This window comes from Flagellimonas lutimaris, from assembly GCF_003581615.1.
Taxonomy (GTDB): domain Bacteria; phylum Bacteroidota; class Bacteroidia; order Flavobacteriales; family Flavobacteriaceae; genus Flagellimonas; species Flagellimonas lutimaris.
Genome location: NZ_QXFH01000077.1, coordinates 349,793 through 371,519 on the forward strand (window position 1 = coordinate 349,793; position 21,727 = coordinate 371,519).

General features: G+C 36.7%; 20 protein-coding genes. 11 read left to right on the plus strand and 9 right to left on the minus strand.

The features are described from left to right. Positions 1-19 precede the first annotated feature (19 nt). Both D2V08_RS15735 and D2V08_RS15740 read right to left on the minus strand, forming a co-directional pair. A complete protein-coding gene (locus D2V08_RS15735; protein WP_119609274.1) occupies positions 20-1,018 on the minus strand; it encodes an SDR family oxidoreductase in 999 nt (332 codons plus the stop codon). Positions 1,019-1,130: 112 nt separating this feature from the next. Next, the gene (locus tag D2V08_RS15740) at positions 1,131-2,156 is read right to left on the minus strand and encodes an NAD-dependent epimerase (protein ID WP_119609276.1); all 1,026 of its coding nucleotides are present in this window, start codon (positions 2,154-2,156) and stop codon (positions 1,131-1,133) included. Positions 2,157-2,467: 311 nt separating this feature from the next. Here D2V08_RS15740 and D2V08_RS15745 point away from each other — a divergent pair, with 311 nt between their 5' ends. Genes D2V08_RS15745 through D2V08_RS15760 form a run of 4 tightly spaced genes read left to right on the plus strand, consistent with a single transcriptional unit; the run spans position 2,468 to position 8,740 of the window. Next, the gene (locus D2V08_RS15745) at positions 2,468-3,601 is read left to right on the plus strand and encodes a DegT/DnrJ/EryC1/StrS family aminotransferase (RefSeq protein ID WP_119609680.1); all 1,134 of its coding nucleotides are present in this window, start codon (positions 2,468-2,470) and stop codon (positions 3,599-3,601) included. Then, on the plus strand, positions 3,598-5,544 hold the full coding sequence (locus D2V08_RS15750; protein ID WP_119609278.1) for a polysaccharide biosynthesis protein: 1,947 nt from the start codon (positions 3,598-3,600) through the stop codon (positions 5,542-5,544). The genes D2V08_RS15745 and D2V08_RS15750 overlap by 4 nt, the downstream gene beginning before the upstream one ends. Positions 5,545-5,558: 14 nt before the next feature. Then, complete coding sequence (locus D2V08_RS15755) at positions 5,559-6,326, plus strand: polysaccharide biosynthesis/export family protein (protein ID WP_245980606.1); 768 nt, start codon at positions 5,559-5,561, stop codon at positions 6,324-6,326. Between the two features lie 26 nt (positions 6,327-6,352). After that, on the plus strand, positions 6,353-8,740 hold the full coding sequence (locus tag D2V08_RS15760) for a GumC family protein (protein WP_119609282.1): 2,388 nt from the start codon (positions 6,353-6,355) through the stop codon (positions 8,738-8,740). On the opposite strand, the gene D2V08_RS15765 is transcribed toward D2V08_RS15760, so the two are convergent. Then, a complete protein-coding gene (locus D2V08_RS15765; protein ID WP_119609284.1) occupies positions 8,741-9,484 on the minus strand; it encodes a tyrosine-protein phosphatase in 744 nt (247 codons plus the stop codon). Positions 9,485-9,760: 276 nt separating this feature from the next. On the opposite strand from D2V08_RS15765, the gene D2V08_RS15770 reads away from it, so the two are divergent. From D2V08_RS15770 to D2V08_RS15800, 7 genes are all read left to right on the plus strand, one after another. Continuing rightward, positions 9,761-11,035 carry a sensor histidine kinase gene (locus D2V08_RS15770; RefSeq protein WP_119609286.1) on the plus strand — a complete coding sequence of 425 codons (1,275 nt, stop codon included), beginning with the start codon at positions 9,761-9,763 and terminating at the stop codon, positions 11,033-11,035. Further along, positions 11,028-11,729, plus strand: coding sequence for a response regulator transcription factor (locus tag D2V08_RS15775; RefSeq protein ID WP_119609288.1), 702 nt, complete (start codon positions 11,028-11,030; stop codon positions 11,727-11,729). The genes D2V08_RS15770 and D2V08_RS15775 overlap by 8 nt, the downstream gene beginning before the upstream one ends. Before the next feature lie 499 nt (positions 11,730-12,228). After that, the gene (locus D2V08_RS15780; protein WP_119609290.1) at positions 12,229-12,960 is read left to right on the plus strand and encodes a DUF3108 domain-containing protein; all 732 of its coding nucleotides are present in this window, start codon (positions 12,229-12,231) and stop codon (positions 12,958-12,960) included. A 70-nt stretch (positions 12,961-13,030) separates the two neighbouring features. Beyond that, complete coding sequence (locus D2V08_RS15785; RefSeq protein WP_119609292.1) at positions 13,031-13,795, plus strand: hypothetical protein; 765 nt, start codon at positions 13,031-13,033, stop codon at positions 13,793-13,795. A gap of 92 nt (positions 13,796-13,887) precedes the next feature. Next, a complete protein-coding gene (locus tag D2V08_RS15790) occupies positions 13,888-16,443 on the plus strand; it encodes a M1 family metallopeptidase (RefSeq protein ID WP_119609681.1) in 2,556 nt (851 codons plus the stop codon). Between the two features lie 147 nt (positions 16,444-16,590). Then, on the plus strand, positions 16,591-17,271 hold the full coding sequence (locus tag D2V08_RS15795; protein ID WP_119609294.1) for a DUF6799 domain-containing protein: 681 nt from the start codon (positions 16,591-16,593) through the stop codon (positions 17,269-17,271). A gap of 68 nt (positions 17,272-17,339) precedes the next feature. Beyond that, on the plus strand, positions 17,340-18,251 hold the full coding sequence (locus D2V08_RS15800; protein WP_119609296.1) for a hypothetical protein: 912 nt from the start codon (positions 17,340-17,342) through the stop codon (positions 18,249-18,251). 4 nt (positions 18,252-18,255) lie between these two features. Here the strand turns inward: D2V08_RS15800 and D2V08_RS15805 are convergent, their stop codons facing one another. The 6 genes from D2V08_RS15805 to D2V08_RS15830 all read right to left on the minus strand — a co-directional run bounded on the left by D2V08_RS15805 (position 18,256) and on the right by D2V08_RS15830 (position 21,725). Then, complete coding sequence (locus D2V08_RS15805; RefSeq protein ID WP_119609298.1) at positions 18,256-18,780, minus strand: acetolactate decarboxylase; 525 nt, start codon at positions 18,778-18,780, stop codon at positions 18,256-18,258. Beyond that, the gene (locus tag D2V08_RS15810) at positions 18,777-18,965 is read right to left on the minus strand and encodes a hypothetical protein (RefSeq protein ID WP_119609300.1); all 189 of its coding nucleotides are present in this window, start codon (positions 18,963-18,965) and stop codon (positions 18,777-18,779) included. The genes D2V08_RS15805 and D2V08_RS15810 overlap by 4 nt, the downstream gene beginning before the upstream one ends. Before the next feature lie 6 nt (positions 18,966-18,971). Further along, on the minus strand, positions 18,972-19,949 hold the full coding sequence (locus D2V08_RS15815; RefSeq protein ID WP_245980607.1) for a permease: 978 nt from the start codon (positions 19,947-19,949) through the stop codon (positions 18,972-18,974). After that, a complete protein-coding gene (locus tag D2V08_RS15820) occupies positions 19,942-20,349 on the minus strand; it encodes an OsmC family protein (protein WP_119609301.1) in 408 nt (135 codons plus the stop codon). The genes D2V08_RS15815 and D2V08_RS15820 overlap by 8 nt, the downstream gene beginning before the upstream one ends. Positions 20,350-20,360: 11 nt before the next feature. Further along, positions 20,361-20,600: a thioredoxin family protein gene (locus tag D2V08_RS15825; protein ID WP_119609303.1), complete on the minus strand. Its 240-nt coding sequence runs from the start codon at positions 20,598-20,600 to the stop codon at positions 20,361-20,363. A 258-nt stretch (positions 20,601-20,858) separates the two neighbouring features. Continuing rightward, a complete protein-coding gene (locus D2V08_RS15830; protein ID WP_119609305.1) occupies positions 20,859-21,725 on the minus strand; it encodes a sigma-70 family RNA polymerase sigma factor in 867 nt (288 codons plus the stop codon). Positions 21,726-21,727: the final 2 nt, after the last annotated feature.

The window sequence follows — 21,727 nt, forward strand, 5'->3', positions numbered from 1 at the left end:
GTCCTTTTATTTTTAGATTTTATTTTAAGTTTTCGTAATACCATGCAATGGCATTTTTCAACCCTTCGTCAATGCCGTATTCGGGTTGATAGTCCAAAAGGCTTTTTGCACGTTCCACAGATGCCAATGAGTGAGGTACGTCCCCCGGTCTTACTGGGCCATAGTTAACCTCGGTATCGGCTATTTTTGGATCATATACACTTAAGTGTTTTTTTAGTGAAGAAACTAATTCGTTTAAAGTGGTTCGTTCCCCAAAAGCCACATTATAAACTTTATTGACAGCCTCTTTATTTTTGCTTTTAATAGCAAGAATGTTCATTTGTACAACATTATCTATATAGGTGAAGTCTCTGGAATATGTTCCATCTCCGTTGATTACTGGAGATTCGTGGTTGATCAATTGCATAACGAATTTCGGTATTACGGCAGCATACGCTCCATTTGGGTCTTGTCTGCGACCAAAAACATTAAAATACCTTAGACCAATAGTTTCTAAATTATAGGTTTTTGAAAATATTTCGGCATATAGTTCATTTACATATTTTGTTATGGCATAAGGGGAGAGGGGTTTGCCAATTTCATCCTCAACCTTTGGAAGTTTTTTTGAATCCCCATAGGTTGAAGAGCTTGCAGCATATACAAAACGTTTTACTTCTGCATCACGCGAGGCGACCAACATGTTTAAAAAACCACTTACATTCACTTCGTTGCTGGTAATAGGGTCGTTCAAAGATCTTGGAACAGAACCTAAGGCAGCTTGGTGAAGCACAAAATCAACGCCACTAACTGCCTTGTGGCATATTTCCAATTCTCTAATATCTCCTTCGATAAAAGTGAATTTTTCGTGGTCTAAAAGGTGTTCTATATTTGATTTTTTCCCAGTCGCAAGATTGTCAAGACAAGTTACCTTGTTACCATTGCCAACCAACCAATCACATAAATTGCTGCCAATAAAGCCTGCTCCGCCTGTTACTAATACATGAGAATTCCGATTAAAAGAAAGATCGCTTAATTTCATAGTTAGGTTTTGGAGTGCAAATATTGGAAAACAATTTTAATAAAAATGAAAAATTATACAACGTTCATGAATATCCGATAAAGTGCTGTTGATCTATAATTTTACCTGAGCACTAAACATTGTAAAATTCCCTATACCAATCAATAAAAGCATCAACCCCTTCTTGGATTGTAGTGTTGGGGCTATAACCGTAATCCTTTATTAATGGATCAACGTTGGCCCAAGTCCTCTCCACATCACCGGGTTGCATACCCATCATATTCTTTTGTGCTTTAACCTGTAGCTTTTGCTCTATAGCCTCAATAAAATCTATAAGTTTCACTGAGTTGTTATTTCCAATATTATAGACTTTATACAATGGTTTTGAGTCATACTGTTTAGTGTAATTATCTTCCACAATCCTAACCACACCTTCAGTAATATCATCGATATATGTAAAATCCCTTTCCATTTTACCTCGGTTGAAGACATTTATTGGTTGATTATTTAATATGGCCTTTGTAAATAGAAACATAGCCATATCGGGTCTACCCCAAGGACCATATACTGTAAAGAAGCGCAAACCAGTTGTTTTAAAACCATAGAGGTGGCTATAGGTGTGTGCCATTAACTCGTTGCTTTTTTTGGAAGCAGCATATAAGCTTATTGGATGGTCAACAGAGTCGGATGTTTCAAAGGGTACTTTTTTGTTGAGCCCATAAACACTAGAACTACTTGCGTATACCAAATGTTTTACATTGTTATGTCTACATCCTTCCAAAATATTTAAAAAACCTACAATATTACTATCTATATAGGCCGATGGATTCTCTAGGCTATATCTTACACCTGCCTGAGCGGCTAGGTTACAAACCACATCGAATTGCTCATCTTGGAACAACGCCAACAAGCTTTCTTTATCGGACAAATCCAACCTTACAAACCTAAACCCATGAGAATTGGAACTACTGGATAGTTTGTTGAATATTGATGCATTAGCTTCTGCTACACCAAGCATACCCAGCCTGGCATACTTCAATGAAGTGTCATAATAATTGTTGATATTGTCCAGACCTAAAACTTCATGCCCATGACTCAACAGTGACTTGCAAACGTGAAACCCTATAAATCCAGCTGCACCGGTAACTAAAATTTTCATAGTATTAACTGAGGTTTAATTTTTTGTTTTCTAACTTATTTAAAGTCAGAGTTCTAAATCCAACGAAAAAATCATTATGATAGTATCAAAGAGTAAAGTAAGTATTTATGTGATTACTTTTTCAAACAAACTTAAGGTTTAAATTATTCTTATTGCTTATTTCAATAAAATAGCCTCAATACGCATTTAATCGATTTTTTTTTGTCTTTGGCGAATAGTAGCTTAAAATGATTAAACAGCCCAATTTTCCTATTACTTTTACTAACGAGAAACAGAATTTCTCATCCTACTTATATCAACCCAAAACTGAAATGGAAACCACAGTACTTAAAAAAATTTGGTTGTCACCCCCACATATGGGAGGAAGCGAGGAAACTTACGTTAAGGAAGCCTTTGATACCAATTGGATAGCTCCGTTGGGCCCTAATGTTCAGCAATTTGAAAAATCTATTGAGGATTATGTTGGTAACAATACCTATGCAGCTTGTTTAAGTTCTGGAACTGGAGCAATACATTTAGGACTCGAACTCTTAGGGGTTAGCCATGGAGACGAGGTAATATGCCAAAGCTTTACTTTTGCAGCATCCGCTAATCCCATCACTTATTTGGGAGCGGAGCCCATATTTGTTGACAGTGAAAGGGAAACTTGGAATATTTCACCTGTACTTCTGGAAAAAGCCATAAAAGATAGATTGGCAAAAGGAATTAAACCTAAGGCAATTGTTGCGGTACATTTATATGGAATGCCATATAAGGTCGATGAAGTCCATGCAATCGCGAGAAACTATGATATTCCTGTGATAGAAGATAGTGCTGAGGCATTGGGCAGTTCTTATCGAGGTTTTAATTGTGGGAGCTTTGGTGATTTTGGGATTTTATCATTTAACGGAAACAAAATTATAACTACCTCTGGAGGCGGTGCTTTGCTATGTAAGTTCCAAAGTACAAAAGAAAAAGCTGTTTTTCTTGCTACTCAAGCTAGGGATAATGCACCACACTATCAACATTCCCGTATCGGATATAATTATCGAATGAGCAATGTTTTGGCTGGAATAGGACGAGGACAAATGGAAGTTCTTACCGATAGAGTGGAGGCAAGGCGTAGTAACTTCGAATTCTATAAAGAACATTTGTCAAGTTTACCCGAAATTACATTCATCAATGAACCTGAAGGGAGTTATTCCAACAGATGGTTGACCTGTGTGTTGACTCCTTCTTTTGATATAAGGGAGAAAATACGAATTGCTCTGGAGAACGAAAATATCGAATCAAGACCTTTATGGAAGCCCATGCATTTGCAGCCAGTGTTTGAAAAAAATGTTTCCTTTGTAAATGGTGTTAGTGAAGACCTTTTTGAAAGAGGTCTGTGCTTGCCAAGTGGTTCCAGTCTAGAAACTGGAGACTTGGAAAGAATTTGTGGAATCATTAAAAACCTACTAAAATGATCAAAGAATTCTTTTTTAGAACAGGTAAACGTTATGCTTCAAAATGGACGGTCCTTTTAATAGACCTTTGTATTGTCTCGTTTTCCTTCATCTTAGCTTACTTTATTAGGTTTAATCTTAGTTTTGATTTTGATGTCCAACGCCTTTGGGCCCAGCTTCCGGTTGTTGTTTTATTGTTTTTGGCTGCGTTTTTAATTTCTGGTAGTTATAAAGGGGTTGTAAGACACACCGGTATTAAAGATGTTTATGCAATTTTTAATGCAGTATGTTTGGCCAGTATAGGTGCGATTGCTGTCGTTTTGACCAATAGATATATGGATTTGGTCGATGGATTTACAATTCCGTTGTCCATTATCATTATTAATAGTTTGTTAACCTTTATAACTCTTGCGGCATCTCGGTATGTGTTTAAAATCGTTTACGAGAGTATAATGAAAAGTGGCCAGGCGCCATCAAAAAATCTGATTATCTACGGTGCTGGCGAATCAGGGATAATTACATACAATACATTGACCAATCATTCCAAAATGGGAGCAAAGGTTATTGGATTTGTGGATAATAACCATCAAAAAGTAGGTAAGCAAATTAACGGGGTCAAAGTATATGACAAATCTATCCTTACGGAAGAGTTTGTTAAATTTCACAATATATCGGAGGTTATCTTTTCCATTCAGACCATCAATCCTAAACAGTTAAGGACTTTGGTCAATGAAATTGTTGATCTTCCTGTTAATGTTAAAATTGTCCCTCCTGTCGAGGACTGGATCAATGGGGAGCTAAAGGTATCGCAGATCAAGCGAGTTCAGATTGAAGATTTATTGGACAGGCCGCCAATTGAGATCAGGAACAGCAAGGTGATGAAAGACTTTGATGATAAGGTAATTATGGTTACCGGTGGAGCTGGGTCTATTGGAAGTGAATTGGTAAAACAGATTTGCAAGTACAATTACCGTTCTTTAATTATAATCGACCAAGCAGAATCTGCAATCTACGACCTTCAGCAAGAATTGAAGCAGGCTGGTTTTTTCAACTTTGTTCCTATTGTCAGTGATATCAGGGATAAAAATAAAATGCGTGTCCTATTCGAACAATATAAGCCTGATAGGATATTTCATGCAGCTGCATACAAGCATGTTCCCCTTATGGAACAGAATCCTTATGAAGCGGTAAAAATTAATGTCGCAGGTACTAAGACCATAGTAGATCTCGCCGCTGAATATGAAGTGGAAAAGTTTGTTTTCGTTTCTACGGACAAGGCGGTTAACCCGACTAATATAATGGGAGCTACCAAGCGTATTGCCGAAATGTATATTAGTTGTAGACAACAAGAAGGGAAAACCAAATTTATTACTACCCGATTTGGAAATGTTTTAGGGTCGAATGGATCGGTTATACCATTATTTAGAAAACAAATTGAAAAAGGAGGCCCGCTTACCGTGACACATAAGGATATCACAAGGTATTTCATGACGATTCCCGAAGCTTCGCAATTGGTATTGGAAGCGGGTGCAATGGGCAAAGGTGGAGAGATATTTATATTCGACATGGGAGAATCGGTCAAGATTATGGATTTGGCCAAGAATATGATTCGACTTTCTGGATTGCACTTCCCAAATGATATAGATATAAAAATTACAGGTCTGAGGCCAGGTGAAAAATTATATGAAGAGCTTTTGGCCAATGGTGAAAATACGCTTCCTACATACCATGATAAAATCATGATCAGTAAAGTAAGGGAAATCAATTATCCAAAAGTACGAACCATGATTGATGAACTTTGTATATCTAACCTTTTCTTCAAGGACAATGTAGTCCAATTGATGAAAAACATTGTTCCAGAATATATTTCCAATAATTCAGATTTTTGTAAATTGGATAAAAAGAATCCGATAAAGGGAGTAAAAAAATCTCTTGAAGTTGGACACCCTCAACTCAACAACTAAAAATGTACATTTCCATGCACCAAAAAATTAAATTGGCATGTTGCACAGCCATCACATGTCTAATTATTTCCTGCTCACCATCTAAAGATGTGGTCTACTTTCAAGATGCCAGCCAGTTTGAAACGTTGGTCGATGACAATACTTTCACTACCAAGTTCAAAGTGGATGATTTGGTCAGCATACATGTTTCAACCCTTGACCCAGAAGCTAGTGCACCATTCAATTTATTTAGAGGATTGGAGGAAGGGGTGGCTATGCGACCAGAGCAGGTTAATTATTTAGTAGATAAAAATGGTGAAATTGATTTTCCTGTAATTGGAAAAGTGAAGATTGAAGGACTCTCTCCAAGTGAGACAAGAGAACTTTTAAAAGATAAGCTAAAAGATTATTTAAAAGACCCAATAATTAATATTCGGATAAGGAATTTTACAGTAACAGTTCTAGGGGCGGTTAATCGACCTGGTACTTACCCAATAAATGGTGAGCAGATAACTATTTTGGAAGCTTTAGGTTATGCTGGTGATATAAGTATTAAAGGAAGAAGAGATAATGTAATGGTAATTAGAGATTTTGACGGAACCAAGGTCTATAATAGAATCGACTTGAATCAGAAAGGTGCCCTTAAATCCCCAGTTTATTATTTAACACAGAACGATGTTGTATATGTTGAACCTAACAAATCAGGTAAATCACAATCCAGTTTGGACCAAAGAGCTTCAATAGCAATTTCTATTATTTCAACATTGATTACTTCTACGGTGATCTTTTTGACTAGAAATTAAATTCGTTTTCCCCAAAAAGTTTTTAAATGAACAAAACAGGACTTACCAGTTCAAATAGCGAATTGGATTTTAAAGAAAAATTATCTACTTATCTTAAGAAATGGAAATGGTTTGCGCTAAGTGCTTTTATTGCTGTCATTTTGGCGCATATATATTTAAGATATGCAGTACCCGAATATATGGCTTCGGCCAAGATTCAAATCTTGGAAGAAAGCGGTGCTACTTCTGAATTAAGTGTTCTCGAAGACCTAAATATTTTTTCAGGAGGTAAAACTAAAATTGATGATGAAATTGATATTCTTAATGCTAGATCCAATTATATAAACCTTGTTAAAGAACTTAAACTTAATGTCAGATATTTTGTTACTGGGAATATTAAGAGCAAGGAACTTTATGGGGAAGATCAACACCCATTCAACTTAAGTTTCATAGCACCTGATTCTTTGGCAAATAAGCTTGAGCATGAGTTTTTTGTGGATGTAATTTCAGAAAGTAATTTTGGATATTCAGTTGAGCAGGATGATGCGATAGACAGATATACATTTGGGTCAAAGCTAGAAACTGAAATAGGAGATATTATTTTAACACCCAATAATATTCTTGAAAAATATATTGGACAGAGAATACATGTCGTAGTAAGTCCAATATATATAGTCGCAGATAGATATAGGGAGGCTATGCTCATAACTGCAGCAGACAGCAAATTCTCGAACATAATTGATATTTCTTTAACCGATCGAGTACAGAAAAGAGCGATAGATATTATAAATGCCCTAGTTGAAATAAACAATGTTAATGCTGTCCGAGATAAAAAGGAGGTTGCCGACCGTACAACAAAGTTTATAAATGACAGAATAGGTGAAATCTACAACAGTTTATCAAGCGCTGATGAAACTGCCGAGAACTTTAAATCCAGTAGGGGTATTACTGATTTAGGTTCTCAGGCGAATGTTACATTTGAGCAAAGTACCATTGGTGAGCAGCAACTTCAAGATGCTAGTATCCAGTTGAATATAGCCAATTCAATGAAGGATTTGATTGCCGATCAAGAGGGCTATGATATTATCCCAACTAACGTGGGAATATCTGACCCAAGTATTACAAATGCTGCATCTCAATATAACGAATTGGTTGCCCAGAGGAAAAGGTTACTTGAGAGTTCTAATGAAAAAAATCCGGTCATTGTTAAATTAGATCAGCAATTGGAAATTCTAAAAAGAGGAATGCAATCTAGTTTAAACAATGTTACTAACAACCTTAATTTACAGGTAAATAGCTTGAGTAAGCAGCTATCCCAAATTAATTCAAGAATTTACGCAGCGCCTGGTAATGAACGTGCTTTAAGAGATATTACAAGAAAACAGCAAACTACGGAATCCTTATACCTTTATCTTTTACAAAAACGAGAAGAATCTCAGATAACATTTGCATCAGCTTCTCCAAAGTCAAAAATAGTTGATTCTGCATACGGGTCTTTTCAACCTGTTTCACCTAAAAGTAAATTGGTTTATTTGGCCTCTTTAATTTTGGGCCTAATAATTCCCTTTTCAATAATATACTTAAAGGAGCTATTAGATGATAAAGTTCATAACAAACTGGACTTGGAAAAGATCGCAGGAGATATTCCTGTTATTGTAGAAGTTCCAAGGTTAGGTAAGAAAGATAATAGATTGGTGAAAAAAGAAGATAGGTCTGTATTGGCCGAATCCCTTAGAATACTTCGGACTAATTTGAATTATATTCAGAGATCTCATAAATCCACTCCTAGCAATGTAATATTCATTACTTCAAGTGTTCCAGGGGAAGGAAAAACATTTATATCTTCAAACCTTGCGGCCATCTATGCAAACACTGGTAAAAAGGTGTTACTTATTGGTGCGGATATCAGGAACCCAAAATTGTATGATTTTTTCGCGACCGACGACATGATTCAGGCTGACAAAATGAAGCCAAGAAGAAGCACCAAGGATGGTTTAACGGAATACTTGGTTAATTCTAATTTAAACATTAAGGATATAACAGTTCCAGCCCAGGTCAATGAAAATCCCATTGATATTATCTTTTCAGGAAAAATACCACCTAACCCCACAGAATTATTAATGAAGGATAGGATGGCTGAACTGTTTAAAAAGGTATCTGAACTCTATGATTATGTGATTGTTGACACAGCGCCACTTATGGTTGTAACAGATACATTATTAATTAGTGAATATGCAAGCCAAATTTTATATGTGGTAAAAGCAGGAGGTACAGAGAAAAAAGTTCTAAACTTCCCCGTTAAGCTTAAAGCGGAGGGAAAACTCAAAGGCCTGTCTTTTGTTGTAAACAATGTAAAACAAGCCAATTTGGGTTACGGTGGAAAATACGGATATGGCTACGGGAAATCCGTTAAAAAGTGGTGGAAATTCGCTTGATCAATAAAAAGTCTGAATTGTATTTTCAATTACAGGAAGTAATCTGTTCAAGACCTTTTTGGAAAGTTTGATTTCTTTTAATAATCCAAGTTGTCTACTATTATGAACGTCAGTACCCACAAAATCTATTAAGCCGCCTTTTAATAGCTTTTCAGCTACCTTTTGCACATCTGAACCATAAGATTCTGAGGTTAAGGAAAGCAAGTTGAGCTGGAATAAAATACCATTCGACCTCATGGAAGGATACTTACTGTACTTGCCATGGTAGTACATATATCGCTCTGGATGTGCCAGGATCGGAAAATATTTGTGTTTTGCAATTTTATCAACGGCAAGATCAAAATTGAAAGAGGGTTGTAGGTAGGACATTTCAATCAACAGATACTCTTCTTTCAAAGGCATTACTTGCTTTTCCTCCAAAATGTTTTCAAAGTTGTCATCAATCATGTGTTCCGCTGCACAATTAACAGTAATGTTGGACAGACTTTGTTTCCCCAACTCCATTAAAAGTTGTTGGTGAGCGTTTTTTATTGTTTTGGGAGTATTATCATAATGATTATGCATGATATGGGGAGTACATCTAAAGTTAGTTACCCCAAACTCGGAAAAGCCATGAATCAACGCCATGGAATCTTCCACAGTATTGGCACCATCATCGATACCTGGTATTATATGGTTGTGAATATCCACTAGACCATGCAAGTAATCGGCCAAATAAATTTTCTTTTGAAAAAAACTGAACATGCATAAAATTTGGACTGTAAAGATAATGGATCTGCAAGCTCATTCAATATGATAAAGGTCAAATAAAAGAAAGCGAAATGATCATAACAAAAAAACCGGCCTATAAGAGGCCGGTTCGATAGATTCACTACTAATGTATTTTCTAACTAAACTCAAGAGCAAAGTTAAGCCTTAATTCAATCCATATAGATTAACAAAAGGTCAAAAAGGTTAATGAAAGATTAATAGGGGTAACCAATAGGTAAATAGCTGACGAATTTTTGTTTATTTAGCGGTATGCTGACCAAGAGAAACCTGTATGTTGTTGTTTTTGTAATTGCCGTAATAGGCCTTTTGGTAGTGCAGTATCAATATTTAAGGGTAGGATTGGGCCTTGCAAAAGCACAATTTTCAGACAAAATAGATAAAGCAAGAGAAAACATCAATAGTGAATTATCCGAGGTAAACTCCTTAACCTATACCTTGGGAAATGCTATCAGAAAAGATACATCCGAGGTCAACATAGGGTTGGATAGCCTCGAGAAAGCTTCCCAATACTATTTAAATGATTATATCTCTTATCAATTGAATGTTTCCGGTATAGATGCACCTTTTTCTTACACCCTGTATTCTCGTGACTCCATAACTTATTTGAATTCTGTACAACCACACCTCAAGGCGGAGGATAATTTGACCTATCCAATACAAATCGAAGGATATCTGCCCGAATTGCTACAAAAGGAAATCATTTTAGAAATAGGCTTTGAAGACTTAAATAATTATTTTCTAGGTCAATTAAGAGGGTTGATAATTCCGGGGTTACTGTTTCTATTACTTATTATTATTGTAGTAGTCTGGGTGCTAAAATCGTTTTACCTGCAACGAAGCATTATTACAACAACAAACGATTTTATAAACAACCTAACACACGAACTCAAGACCCCTGTTTTTTCTATTGGTTTGGCCAGTAAGATTTTGGAAGAAGACCTCCCTGATAATAAAAAAGCAGTCGTGGAGCTAATCCGTACAGAGATAGATAGACTAAAGAAGCATATTGATAAAGTACTGGAGTTGGCCAGTATGGAATCCGGTAAAAAACTGTTACAGTTTCAGATAATTGATTTTAAACCTGATTTAAAGCGAATTTGTGAGGGTTTTGCTTTGTTGGCCGAATATGAGACCATCAAATTTGATTATGAGCTAGGGGAGGGGCCATATTACATTCGGGCAGAAAGGTTCCATTTGGAAAATGTAGTGGGTAACCTTTTGGAAAATGCACGGAAGTATTCTGATGACCCTAAGATCCAACTAACGGCATATGCCCATAAGGGAAAGTTGTTCATCACTATCTCGGATAATGGACAGGGTATTGCCAAAGAGGACATCAAAAAAATATTCAGCAAATATTATAGGGTTAAGAATGGAGATGTACACAAAGTAAAAGGCTACGGATTGGGCTTATATTACGTACAAAAAATTATTAAAATGCACCGTGGAAAAATTTCGGTGGAAAGCGAACTGGGAAAAGGAACTAAATTCATCCTATCCCTTAAATTGACCAAGAATGGATAAGATATATAAATTGCTTTTGGTGGAGGATGATAATGCTTTAGGGTATCTGCTATCCGAGTATTTGGGAATGAAGGGGTTTGCCATTACTTGGGCCAAAGACGCCGCTGAAGGACTTCTCAAAACAAAAACTAATGTATTCGACCTAGCCATTTTGGATGTAATGCTTCCGGACATGGACGGATTTGAACTCTCACAGAAAATAAAGAGCATAAACCCGGAATTACCTTTTATTTTTCTAACGGCCCGTTCACTAAAAATAGATGTTCTAAAAGGATTTTCTTTAGGAGCTGTGGATTATCTTAAAAAACCCATTGACGAAGAAGAACTCGTCGTGCGCATCAATGCGTTATTGGCCAGATTGGTGAATACCGAAGAGCAAGAGACCCGAGTTTCTCAATATGAAATAGGGGATTATATCCTCAATATGGACAATTTTGAACTCAATTATAAAGGGCAACATATAAAATTGACAGGTAAGGAGTTTGACCTTTTGGCCCTTTTGGCCAAAAACAAAAATCAACTTTGCACGCACAAGGAAATATTGACCACCGTTTGGGATAAAAATGATTATTTCAACAAAAAAAGTCTCAATGTCTTTATCTCGCATTTACGAAAACACCTTGGCCAAGACCCTAAACTCGGCATTGTTAATGTGAGTCGTCGGGGTTTTATGCTTAGAGTAGAAGAAGAATAGACTAAAATGTTATGGCTTGATTTTTGTAGTATTTAGGAAAATCCGGTTACCCATTTGTTTTTATGTTCAAGTTTTTTAAAAATAGTTCCCCTGACCCCTCGTTGCATCAATTGGACCATCTTTACGGTCAAACAATATGCAACTGTCCCTTACATGAGAAGATTTCCTATTGCCAAAGACTTATTGAAAGTTCTAAATACAATCTGTCGCAATCATGCCCTAAAAAGGATTGCAATCATTTTAAGAGCTTAATTGAAGCTGCGGATGCTGAATTAAAAAAGCTAAAATCTGACCTGCCCAATTAATTTTGTTGGATTTCTTAATCTAATATGAGCCCATACCTGCTTTGAAGATAATTGCTTTTTTGTTTATCCTTATCTAAATGTCAACTTCAAAATTATAATTACGCCATTTACTTGTAACAAATTTAAAAATCTGCGACTGTTTTCTAGAATTTATACCCGTAATGGGTAAATCATTAGAAATTTAAATACTATTCATGAAAAAAATTGTTTTAGCTATTGTCTGCACTATAGCTGCAGGTTCTTATGGTCAAAAAATTATTACTTCCAAAAGCAATCCAATTGATAATTTTACCTTGGTTGATGAAAAATATTCCTTTAGCTGGTATATAGTTCAAGATTCAATAAAGCGAAAAATGGGGGAGGTTGATACAGAAATACAGGTTAAAGGAGATGAAATTAATTTTATCGTCAACGTAAAAATGCCTCAAGCTACTTCACCTTGGGTAGACACTACTATTGTAAAAACAAAGAATTTTGAGCCTATTTACCACTCATCCTTCAATCAAAATAGGGATATGGTGCTGAAATATGGTAGGAAATTGAAAGGATATTATTTGGATAAAAAAGTGAAAGAAAAAAGAGTTGTAAATGAAGATTTACCCTCCTCAATTTTTGATAGCAGCAGCTACCCTCAGTTAATTCGTTGGCTTACTTATAAAGATGGTTTTAGTGCTAAAATATCCATTTTTGATTACAACCCAAATGCGAAAATTGGGGCGTTATATGCAACTATAAATAGTGTGTTAACGGAGAAGATGCAGGTTAATGGAATTAGTGTAGAAGTATGGAAATTAAATGTTACCGATGACATTAGTGACAATCAGGTGATTAATACTTATTACATAAGTAAAAATTCAAGAAAAATACTAAAACATGTAATTGATATGAATGGTAGAAAAATGGTCATGGAGCGAGAAACTCCTTAGTTAAAAACCTCTGATTCATTTAAGAAAGCATTCTAAAAAGAGTAATTTTAGGACTCAAAAAATCTCAAGAATGAAAAAATCTATCCTAACCCTAATCCTATTTTCAATTTGTATCAATGTATTTGCCACAGAAACCAAACTTATGGTTAGGGCAAAAGCTAAAGATGCCAAGTTTGTTGGTAGTTCTCTGGGAGGTGCCCATGTAATAATTAGAAACACCTTGAACGGGGAAATTCTTGCAGAAGGAAACACAGTCGGAAGTACGGGCAACACTAATCTTATTATGAAAAGTGCCCATGAACGTTACACCCAACTCTCCGATGATAAAACTGCTGGATTTTTGGCAGTTGTAGATATTGACGTACCCACTTTTGTCCGAGTGGAAGTATTTTCTCCTATCAACAAAAAAAATGCACAGGTACATGCAAGCACCGAACTATGGCTAATCCCCGGAAAGGATATTTTGGGCGATGGCGTTGTGGTTGAAATTTCCGGTTTTGTAATCGATATCCTAAAACCAAACACACATCAATACATCGCATTGGAATCTGTTCCGAAATCCGGTTTGCAGATTGAAGCCAATATTGTGATGATGTGCGGTTGTCCCATACAAAAGGACGGTATTTGGGACTCCAATCTTATGGAGGTAAAGGCCATGGTGCATAAGGATGGTGAATCTTTTGGCGAAGTAACATTGGATAATCCAAAACAAAATACTTTTGAAGGGAGATTACAAATAACCGAAGCCGGATATTATCAAATTACCGTGTATGCCTATAATTCCAAAACAGGTAATACGGGGGTTGAAAAAATCAATTATATCATTAGGGAGTAGAACTCACTTCATGTAGGTCTTAAAATCAATTTTGATTGATTGGGTTGTGGAAAATTGGTACCTTTTACAGCTCCAAACCCAACCCACTTGTTATGAAAAAGAACATTGTGTTCTCCCTGTTTTTATTGATACTTGGTTCAGCCTGTGATTCAAAACCCAAAGTAGATTTATTGGAGGAAGGTATTCCTCTAAAAATGGCAAAATTTAGGAAACAGCAGGTTTCCAATGTGGTATATACTTTATCTTTTGATATTCCTTCGGAAAAAGAGGAGCCAATACCTTCTCGATTACAGCTAGATGTGGAAATCAATGATCTTTCACAACCGCTTTACCTTGATTTTAATGCAGAGGCTTCTTTACTGAAAACTATTCAGGTGAATGGTGAAGAGCAGGAGGTCAATCATCAAAAGGAACACATAATAATTTCGGAAAATCTTCAAAAAGGGCCAAATACCATCCAAATAGCTTTTGATGCAGGAGAACTGTCATTAAACCGAAACGACGATTATTTATATACACTTTTAGTGCCCGATAGGGCAAGTACCTTGTTTCCATGTTTTGACCAACCCAATATAAAAGCACATTATGTGTTGGATATTACCGCCCCAAAAGATTGGGAAGTATTATGTGGCGCCCCAGTGGAAAAAGCCTCAAATAAAAATGGCAAAACCCATTATCAGTTCGGAAAAAGTGACCCAATGAGCACATATTTGTTCTCCATGGTTGCAGGAAAATTTGAATCTGTGACAGAAAACCCTGGTGTATTTGATATGAAGCTGCTATACCGTGAAACGGATTCGACTAAAATAGATTATAGCCTTCCCGTTATTTTTGATTTGCACCAAAAATCCATAGATTTTTTAAAGGATTATACCCAATACGAGTTTCCTTTTCAAAAATTGGATTATGCGGCCATACCAGGTTTTCAATATGGAGGAATGGAGCACGTAGGGGCCATTCAATATCGGCAATCGTCCATTTTTTTGGATGAGAGTGCTACGGAAAGAAGACGTATGGGAAGTGCAAAGCTTATTGCCCATGAAACTTCCCACATGTGGTTTGGAGATATGGTGACCATGGACTGGTTCAAAGATGTATGGATGAAAGAGGTCTTCGCCAATTTTATGGCGGATAAAATCATTAATCCAACGTTTCCTGATATCAATCACAGATTGCAATTTATGATTTCTCATTTTCGAGGAGCTTATGGGGAGGACAGGACAAGGGGAACCAATCCTATTCGCCAACATTTGGATAATTTGAAGAATGCTGGCAGTCTGTATGGTGGAATTATTTATAACAAAGCCCCGATTATGATGCGCCAATTGGAAGCAACGATAGGAGAGAAGGCGTTTCGGGACGGAATAAGAGAATATATTTCTGCCTATGCCTACGGAAATGCAACTTGGACCGATTTGGTCAATATTTTGGATAAGCGCACCCCAAAAGATTTAAAAAAATGGAGTGAAGTATGGGTGAACCAATCCGGCAGACCCATTTTGGAAGAAAAATTAGATTATACAAACGGAAAAATAACAAACTTTACTATCTCCCAACATGCCGAAGATGGAAGTGACAAACTATGGCCACAATCTTTCGAAGTGACACTGGTTTATCCGGACAATACCCGAACTATTCCAGTTACCATTTCTGAAAGTAGTGTAGAAGTAGATTTAGCTGTAGGATTGCCAAAGCCAGAAGCTATAATCTATAATTCCAATGCCTTTGGGTACGGAGTCTTTCCTTTGGCCCCGTCGGATTTACCCATAATCCCAGCTTTAAAAGATGAGGTGGCACGTGGTTATGCCTATCTCAATACCTACGAGAACGTATTGTCCGGGAATATTTTACCAACAAAGGCTTTTGACCTATATATAGAAAGTGTTTCAGAAGAAAAGAACGAATTGGTACAAGGGATGATCTGTGGACAGGTAAGCAGGATATTTTGGAGTTTTTTGGATGAGGAGCAACGAATAGAAAAACAAGCTTTGGTAGAAAGTATGCTCTGGAAGGAACTCCTTGATGATGGTTATGAACCCAATATCAAAAAGAACATATTTGGACTTTGGAAAGGACTGGCATATTCCAACGCCGCCAAAGAAAAGCTTTATAGTATTTGGAACAAGAGCATCGAAATTCCTGACTTAAAGCTGAATCAGGATGATTATACCGATATGGCTATGTCCCTTTCTTTGTTTGAGCACCCTAAATCGGAAACGATATTGGAACAAGCAAAAGCGCAATTGAAAAATCCGGATAAGGTGAAACGTTTTGAATTTTTGTTACCAGCGTTTTCATCTGATGAATCTGTAAGGGATGCCTTTTTTGAATCGTTCAAGGAAGCCAATAACCGGGAGAAAGAGTCATGGGTTGTCACAGCTTGTGGTTATTTGAATCACCCGCTTCGTCAACAAACGGCAATTAAGCACGTGCCTATGGCCTTGGATTTACTCGAAGAAATACAAAAAACGGGAGATATCTTTTTCCCAAAGAGATGGCTTTCATCCACAGTGGGGCAGTATCAATCCAAGGAAGCTTTAGAGCATGTTGAAAAATACCTAAAAGACCATCCAAATGTTAATTCTTCCTTAAAAGGAAAACTACTTCAAGCAACGGATAATTTGTATCGTTTTGTAAATCAGGAGTAAAGAGAATTTTTTTTTGGTATTGTGTAACTTTAGTTACAGCATAATGATTATAAATAACTGATTTACAGTGTTTTGATGACGAAAGTCATTGGATTCCTAGAACAGTGATTATACCTTGGTTCCAATAAATATTTAAATACGAGTACCATGAAAAAGATTTTAATGTTGGTGTTCGTTGTTCTTGGAACAGTGACACTAATGGCACAGGACAGGGATAGGGACAGAGTCCAAGATCCCGATCAAGATCGAGACCGTTTAATGCTGGTTGATGGCGATGTACTTCAAATTCGCGATCGTGACCAAATTCGTTTGCAAGACCCCATTGCACTAAACGATGGAACGGTTGTAAATCCAAACGGAACCTATTTTACCCGAGATCAAGACAGACTAAGGCTAAGAGATGGCGAGTGTTTGGATAGTGATGGAATAAAGTACCGTAATGAGTATCAGTATCGTTACAAAGTGATGCAATCCGACAAAGGACTTACCGATGCCCAGATTCAGCAACGTAACCAAAACAGATTTCAATTGATGCTCATTGATGGTGAAATCTATCAAATTAGAACACAGTCACAAAATAGATTGCAACAGCGACTTGAACTTGCAGATGGAACCACGGTTAATCCAGATGGTACCTATATGAATCAAAATCGTCAGCAATTAAGGCTTCAAGACGGCGAATGTTTGAATTTGAATGGTGAAAAGTTCACAAACATGTACAAGCATCGTAAAATGATGGTCAACAAGAATATGAAGTCCATCAAAAACATGAAGTCTAAAAAATCCATGAACAAGGCTGCCCTTAAGAAAAAAAAGGGAGTCATGTGATGGTACTGTATTAAGGGCTTGACCACCATTTGGTTGAGCCCTTATGTTTCATCTGTAAATGATTTATCATGAAACGGTATTTACTCTTAAGCGTAATATTATGTTTGGGTACCATGGCAGGGGCATTTGCCCAAAAGACCACTAAGGAAAAGGCCAATAAGGAAGATTCTTATGTTTTGATGGATGTAAGTTATATGAACGATGCGGTATTTATGGGTAGGCGAGATTCCATTACCGCTCCGTACCTATTACCTTCCATAGGATATTATGACAAGTCAGGATTGTTCATTGATGCAACTGTATCGTATCTAACCAGTTCCGATGAGCAACGCGTTGACCTTTTTTATTTAACTGGAGGGTATTTGTTTGATTCTGATAATTGGAGCGGAGGTGTTTCGGGAACGGCTTATTTTTACAATGAAGATAGTTACAATGTACAATCCGAGGTGGTGGCGGATATTACTGGTTTGATTAGTTACGATTTTGAATTGCTGGAACTATCGGTTTATGCCAGTGCCTATTTTAATAAGAATAGTTCACCCGACATATTTTTAGGTCTTATGGCCGATCATACCTTTAGGGCATTTAACGATCATTTGTTGTTTGCCCCTCGATTTTCGGTTTATGCAGGATCCCAATATTTTTATGAAGAATACTACACTACCAGTAGATTGGGCAACAGAAAGAGTGGGACTAATGGACAGGGTAGTGGTTCGGGAGGGTCTGTAGATTCAGGAACCGAGGTTACGACCGTGCAAATTGCCGAAGCATCTGAATTCAATATACTAAACATGGAATTGGGTTTTCCCATGCAATATCATTTCGGTCAATTTATTTTGTCGTTTACACCTACTTGGGCATTCCCCCAAACCCCTGCAACCCTTACTACAGACACGGGCACATTTGAAGAGGATTTGGAGAATGTATTTTATTGGTCGGTAGGCTTAAGCTACTGGTTCAATACAAATAAGAAGAAGTAATCTTCTATTTTCTTTTGGGCAAATACAATTTAAAGGTTTTGCCCGTGGTGTTTATTTTATCCAAGTGACCCATAAATGATTTGTCCTTCATTAAAAAATGAACATGTACAAAACCATCGGTATGTGTAAAAACTCCTTGGTGGTGTTCCGAATAAAAACCAATGAACTCACCTTTGGTATTTTCAAAAGAGAATTTTTGTGATTTTACACCTTTACGATAGCCTTCTACTTCAGGTAAGCGAGGAGTGACAATATGAGCTGTTAATGCATCAAACTCACCTTTTATCTTAAATGCGAAAGCTTGATTTAGGTCATATCCGTTTTCTTTGGCAATGGATGCTACTTTTTCTTGAATATCATGAACGCTATTAAAATCTCCTTCAATTTTAAAGATATTCCATTTACGAACATTGGAATACACAAAGAATGGGGAACGGATATCCCAATCTTTTCCAACTACGTACTTTCCATCGATAAAGGCTGAGGCAAAATAGGGTTTGCCATCCACCACCGTAATTTCTCCCTTCATTTTATTGTAAGGGCCATACCGTACAAATGGTTTTTTGGAGATATGGTATCCAACCAAATGTTAAGGTCATAAGTATTTCCCATATCCTTCATGGCTCCAGTAGAATGGGTTTTTGGCAATTGTGCGCTTAACTGAATCACAAATAAAGAAGCCGTAATCGTAAGTAGAAAATTTTTAAAAGTCATTTTAAGTTATAGAATTAGGTTAAAAAGATAGCCCGAAACAATGATACATAGCATCACTACTCCGAAGAATATCCCGATTAATTTAATGGTCATTACTTTTTTAAGAAGCATGGCTTCTGGAAGCGATAAGCCCACAACCCCCATCATAAATGCAATTGCTGTTCCCAAGGGAATCCCTTTATCTACCAAAACCTGAACAATGGGCAATATTCCGGAAGCATTGGAATACATGGGTACAGCTAAAATAGTGGCTATGGGAACCGCAAAAAGATTGTTTTTAGCCATATATTTTTCAAAAAAGCCTTCTGGAATATAGCCGTGCATAAGTCCACCTATGGCTATACCGATAATCACATAGGGTAAGACTCCTTTCAATATTTTCAAGGCTTCGTCCCAAATAATGGGCAATCGTTGTTTAAATGATTGTTTTTCTTCTTCAAACCTTTTTTGATCTCTTTGTGCATTGGCCAATACCTCTTTTACCCATGGCGTAAGAAACTTTTCCAACTTCAACTTTTGAAGTATCAATCCAGATATGGTTCCCAATAATACACCGCTCAATACATATAAAATTGTTGTTTTTACTCCAAAAAGTCCCACAAAAAGACCAATGGCCACCTCGTTCACCAAAGGTGATGTCACCAAAAAAGCAAAAGTGACTCCCAAAGGAATACCTCCTCTTACAAAACCAATAAATAGGGGTACGGAAGAGCAAGAACAAAATGGAGTGACTACACCAAACAGGCTTGCCATAAAATATTCGGTTCCATACAGTTTATTCCTGGAAAGATAATTTTTTACTCGATCTATGGGGAAATAGCTGTTGATAATCCCCATTAAGAACACGACGGTAAATAGCAACAGCAATATTTTGATACTGTCATAGATAAAGAAGTCCAAGGCCTTGGCTAAATGGTCTTCAGGGTTCATCCCAAAAACGTCATATACCAACCATTGGGCCATATGTTCGAGCCAATCAAACAAGGGGTTTAATTTTTACGGATCCAGATATGTTACACACCTGCTTAATTGTATTGTAAATAGTGCCAAACTTTTCTAAGTTTTTTTGTAAGAGCTTGGCATTTAAGTTTGAATCCTGACTATGTATTGTCAATTCATAAAAGATATCGTCCATTCGTGGCGGCCCATCAAGCCTTTGTGCCTTAATGTTTATGTGTGCTTTTAAGTAATCAAATTTTAAAAGGGAAGAAAAGCGTTCCACATTTTTTAAGATACATGCGGCCAACGACCCAAGGAACAATTCTGCTGGATTGGCTAAATCATTCTCAGTTTTGGTAGTTGTTCCAAATTCAAAAATTGAGTTTTTTATGGATAATGTGCCACTGTTTCCCGCAACGGACATTGCTTCTATCTGGTAGCTCATGGGTCGTCTTTTTAATTTTGAAGCCAAGTTGTTAGTTCGGTCTTGGAAGGTATTCGCCCTTTGGCTACAACATCACCATCTATAACCAAGGCAGGAGTCATCATTACATCAAATTTCATGATTTCTGCTATATCCTCGACTTTATCTATGGTGGCATCGATTTGGTTTTGATCTACAACATCTTTAACAACATTGGTAAGTTTTTGACATTTGGGACAACCAGTTCCCAAGATTTGAATGGAATGTTTCATCGTTCTTTGGTTTGCTTTGATAGTAATTATCAGATTCAATCGTAAATTTACGATGATATAAAAAGGAATACTGTGATATTTGTCACATAGGAAGTTAATGGTAAAAAACTTGACTAGTGACAGCTATTTCAAACTGTAAAATTTAGTATCTCAATAAAAACCCATACATCTTGATTCATTCGTTTTGAGACAAGAGTTGGCTTGAGAATGGAATAAAAAAAAGGGTACGTTTTACATTTACTTGTTATAAAGTAATGTTCATTCCAAGTACTCTTTTAGGCATTCAATTTTGGACGAGTTCCTTAATCGGGCCAAAGCTTTTAACTTTATTTGTCTTACCCTTTCGGTTGTCAAATCTAAATTAAGGGCAATTTGTTCCAAACCCATTGTATCATTGGTGCCAATGCCAAAGTACATTTTAATGATATATGCTTCACGATAGTTTAGTATTTCCAAAATATCATTTAGTTCTAATTTTAATGAACCTTTGAGTAAGTTTTGCTCTGGACCGATGGTGTCATCTGAGCGCATGATATCGTGCAAATTGAAACCTTCCTCTCCAACTTTTAACGATTCATCCATGGAAATTGGCCAAGAAGAATGTTTTAAACAAAGCCGAATCTCTGATAGTGATGAATCTATTAATTCAGATATTTCCTCTGCTGTGGGAGGTCTTTGGTTAACTTGTTCGAAATGGGAAGAAGCTTGGTTAATTTTATTGATGACATTTATTTTGTTCAGAGGTAACCTAACCATTCTTGATTTTTCGGATAGTGCCTGTATGATGCCTTGACGTATCCACCAAACGGCATAGGAAATAAACTTAAAGCCACGGGTTTCATCAAATTTTGTGGCTGCTTTAACCAATCCAAGGTTCCCTTCATTAATAAGGTCGTGAAGATTCATCCCTCTCGACTGGTATTGTTTGGCAACCGAAACAACAAACCTCAAATTGGCGGATACTAATTTCTCCAGTGCAGGAATATCCCCATTTCTGATTCGAATCGCTAATTCGACCTCTTCTTGTTCCGTAATCATTGGGATACGGCTTATATCACTAAGATATAGGGTAAGGGAAGGGGTATCCCTTTTGGTAATCTGTTTTGATATGGATAGAGGTCTCATAG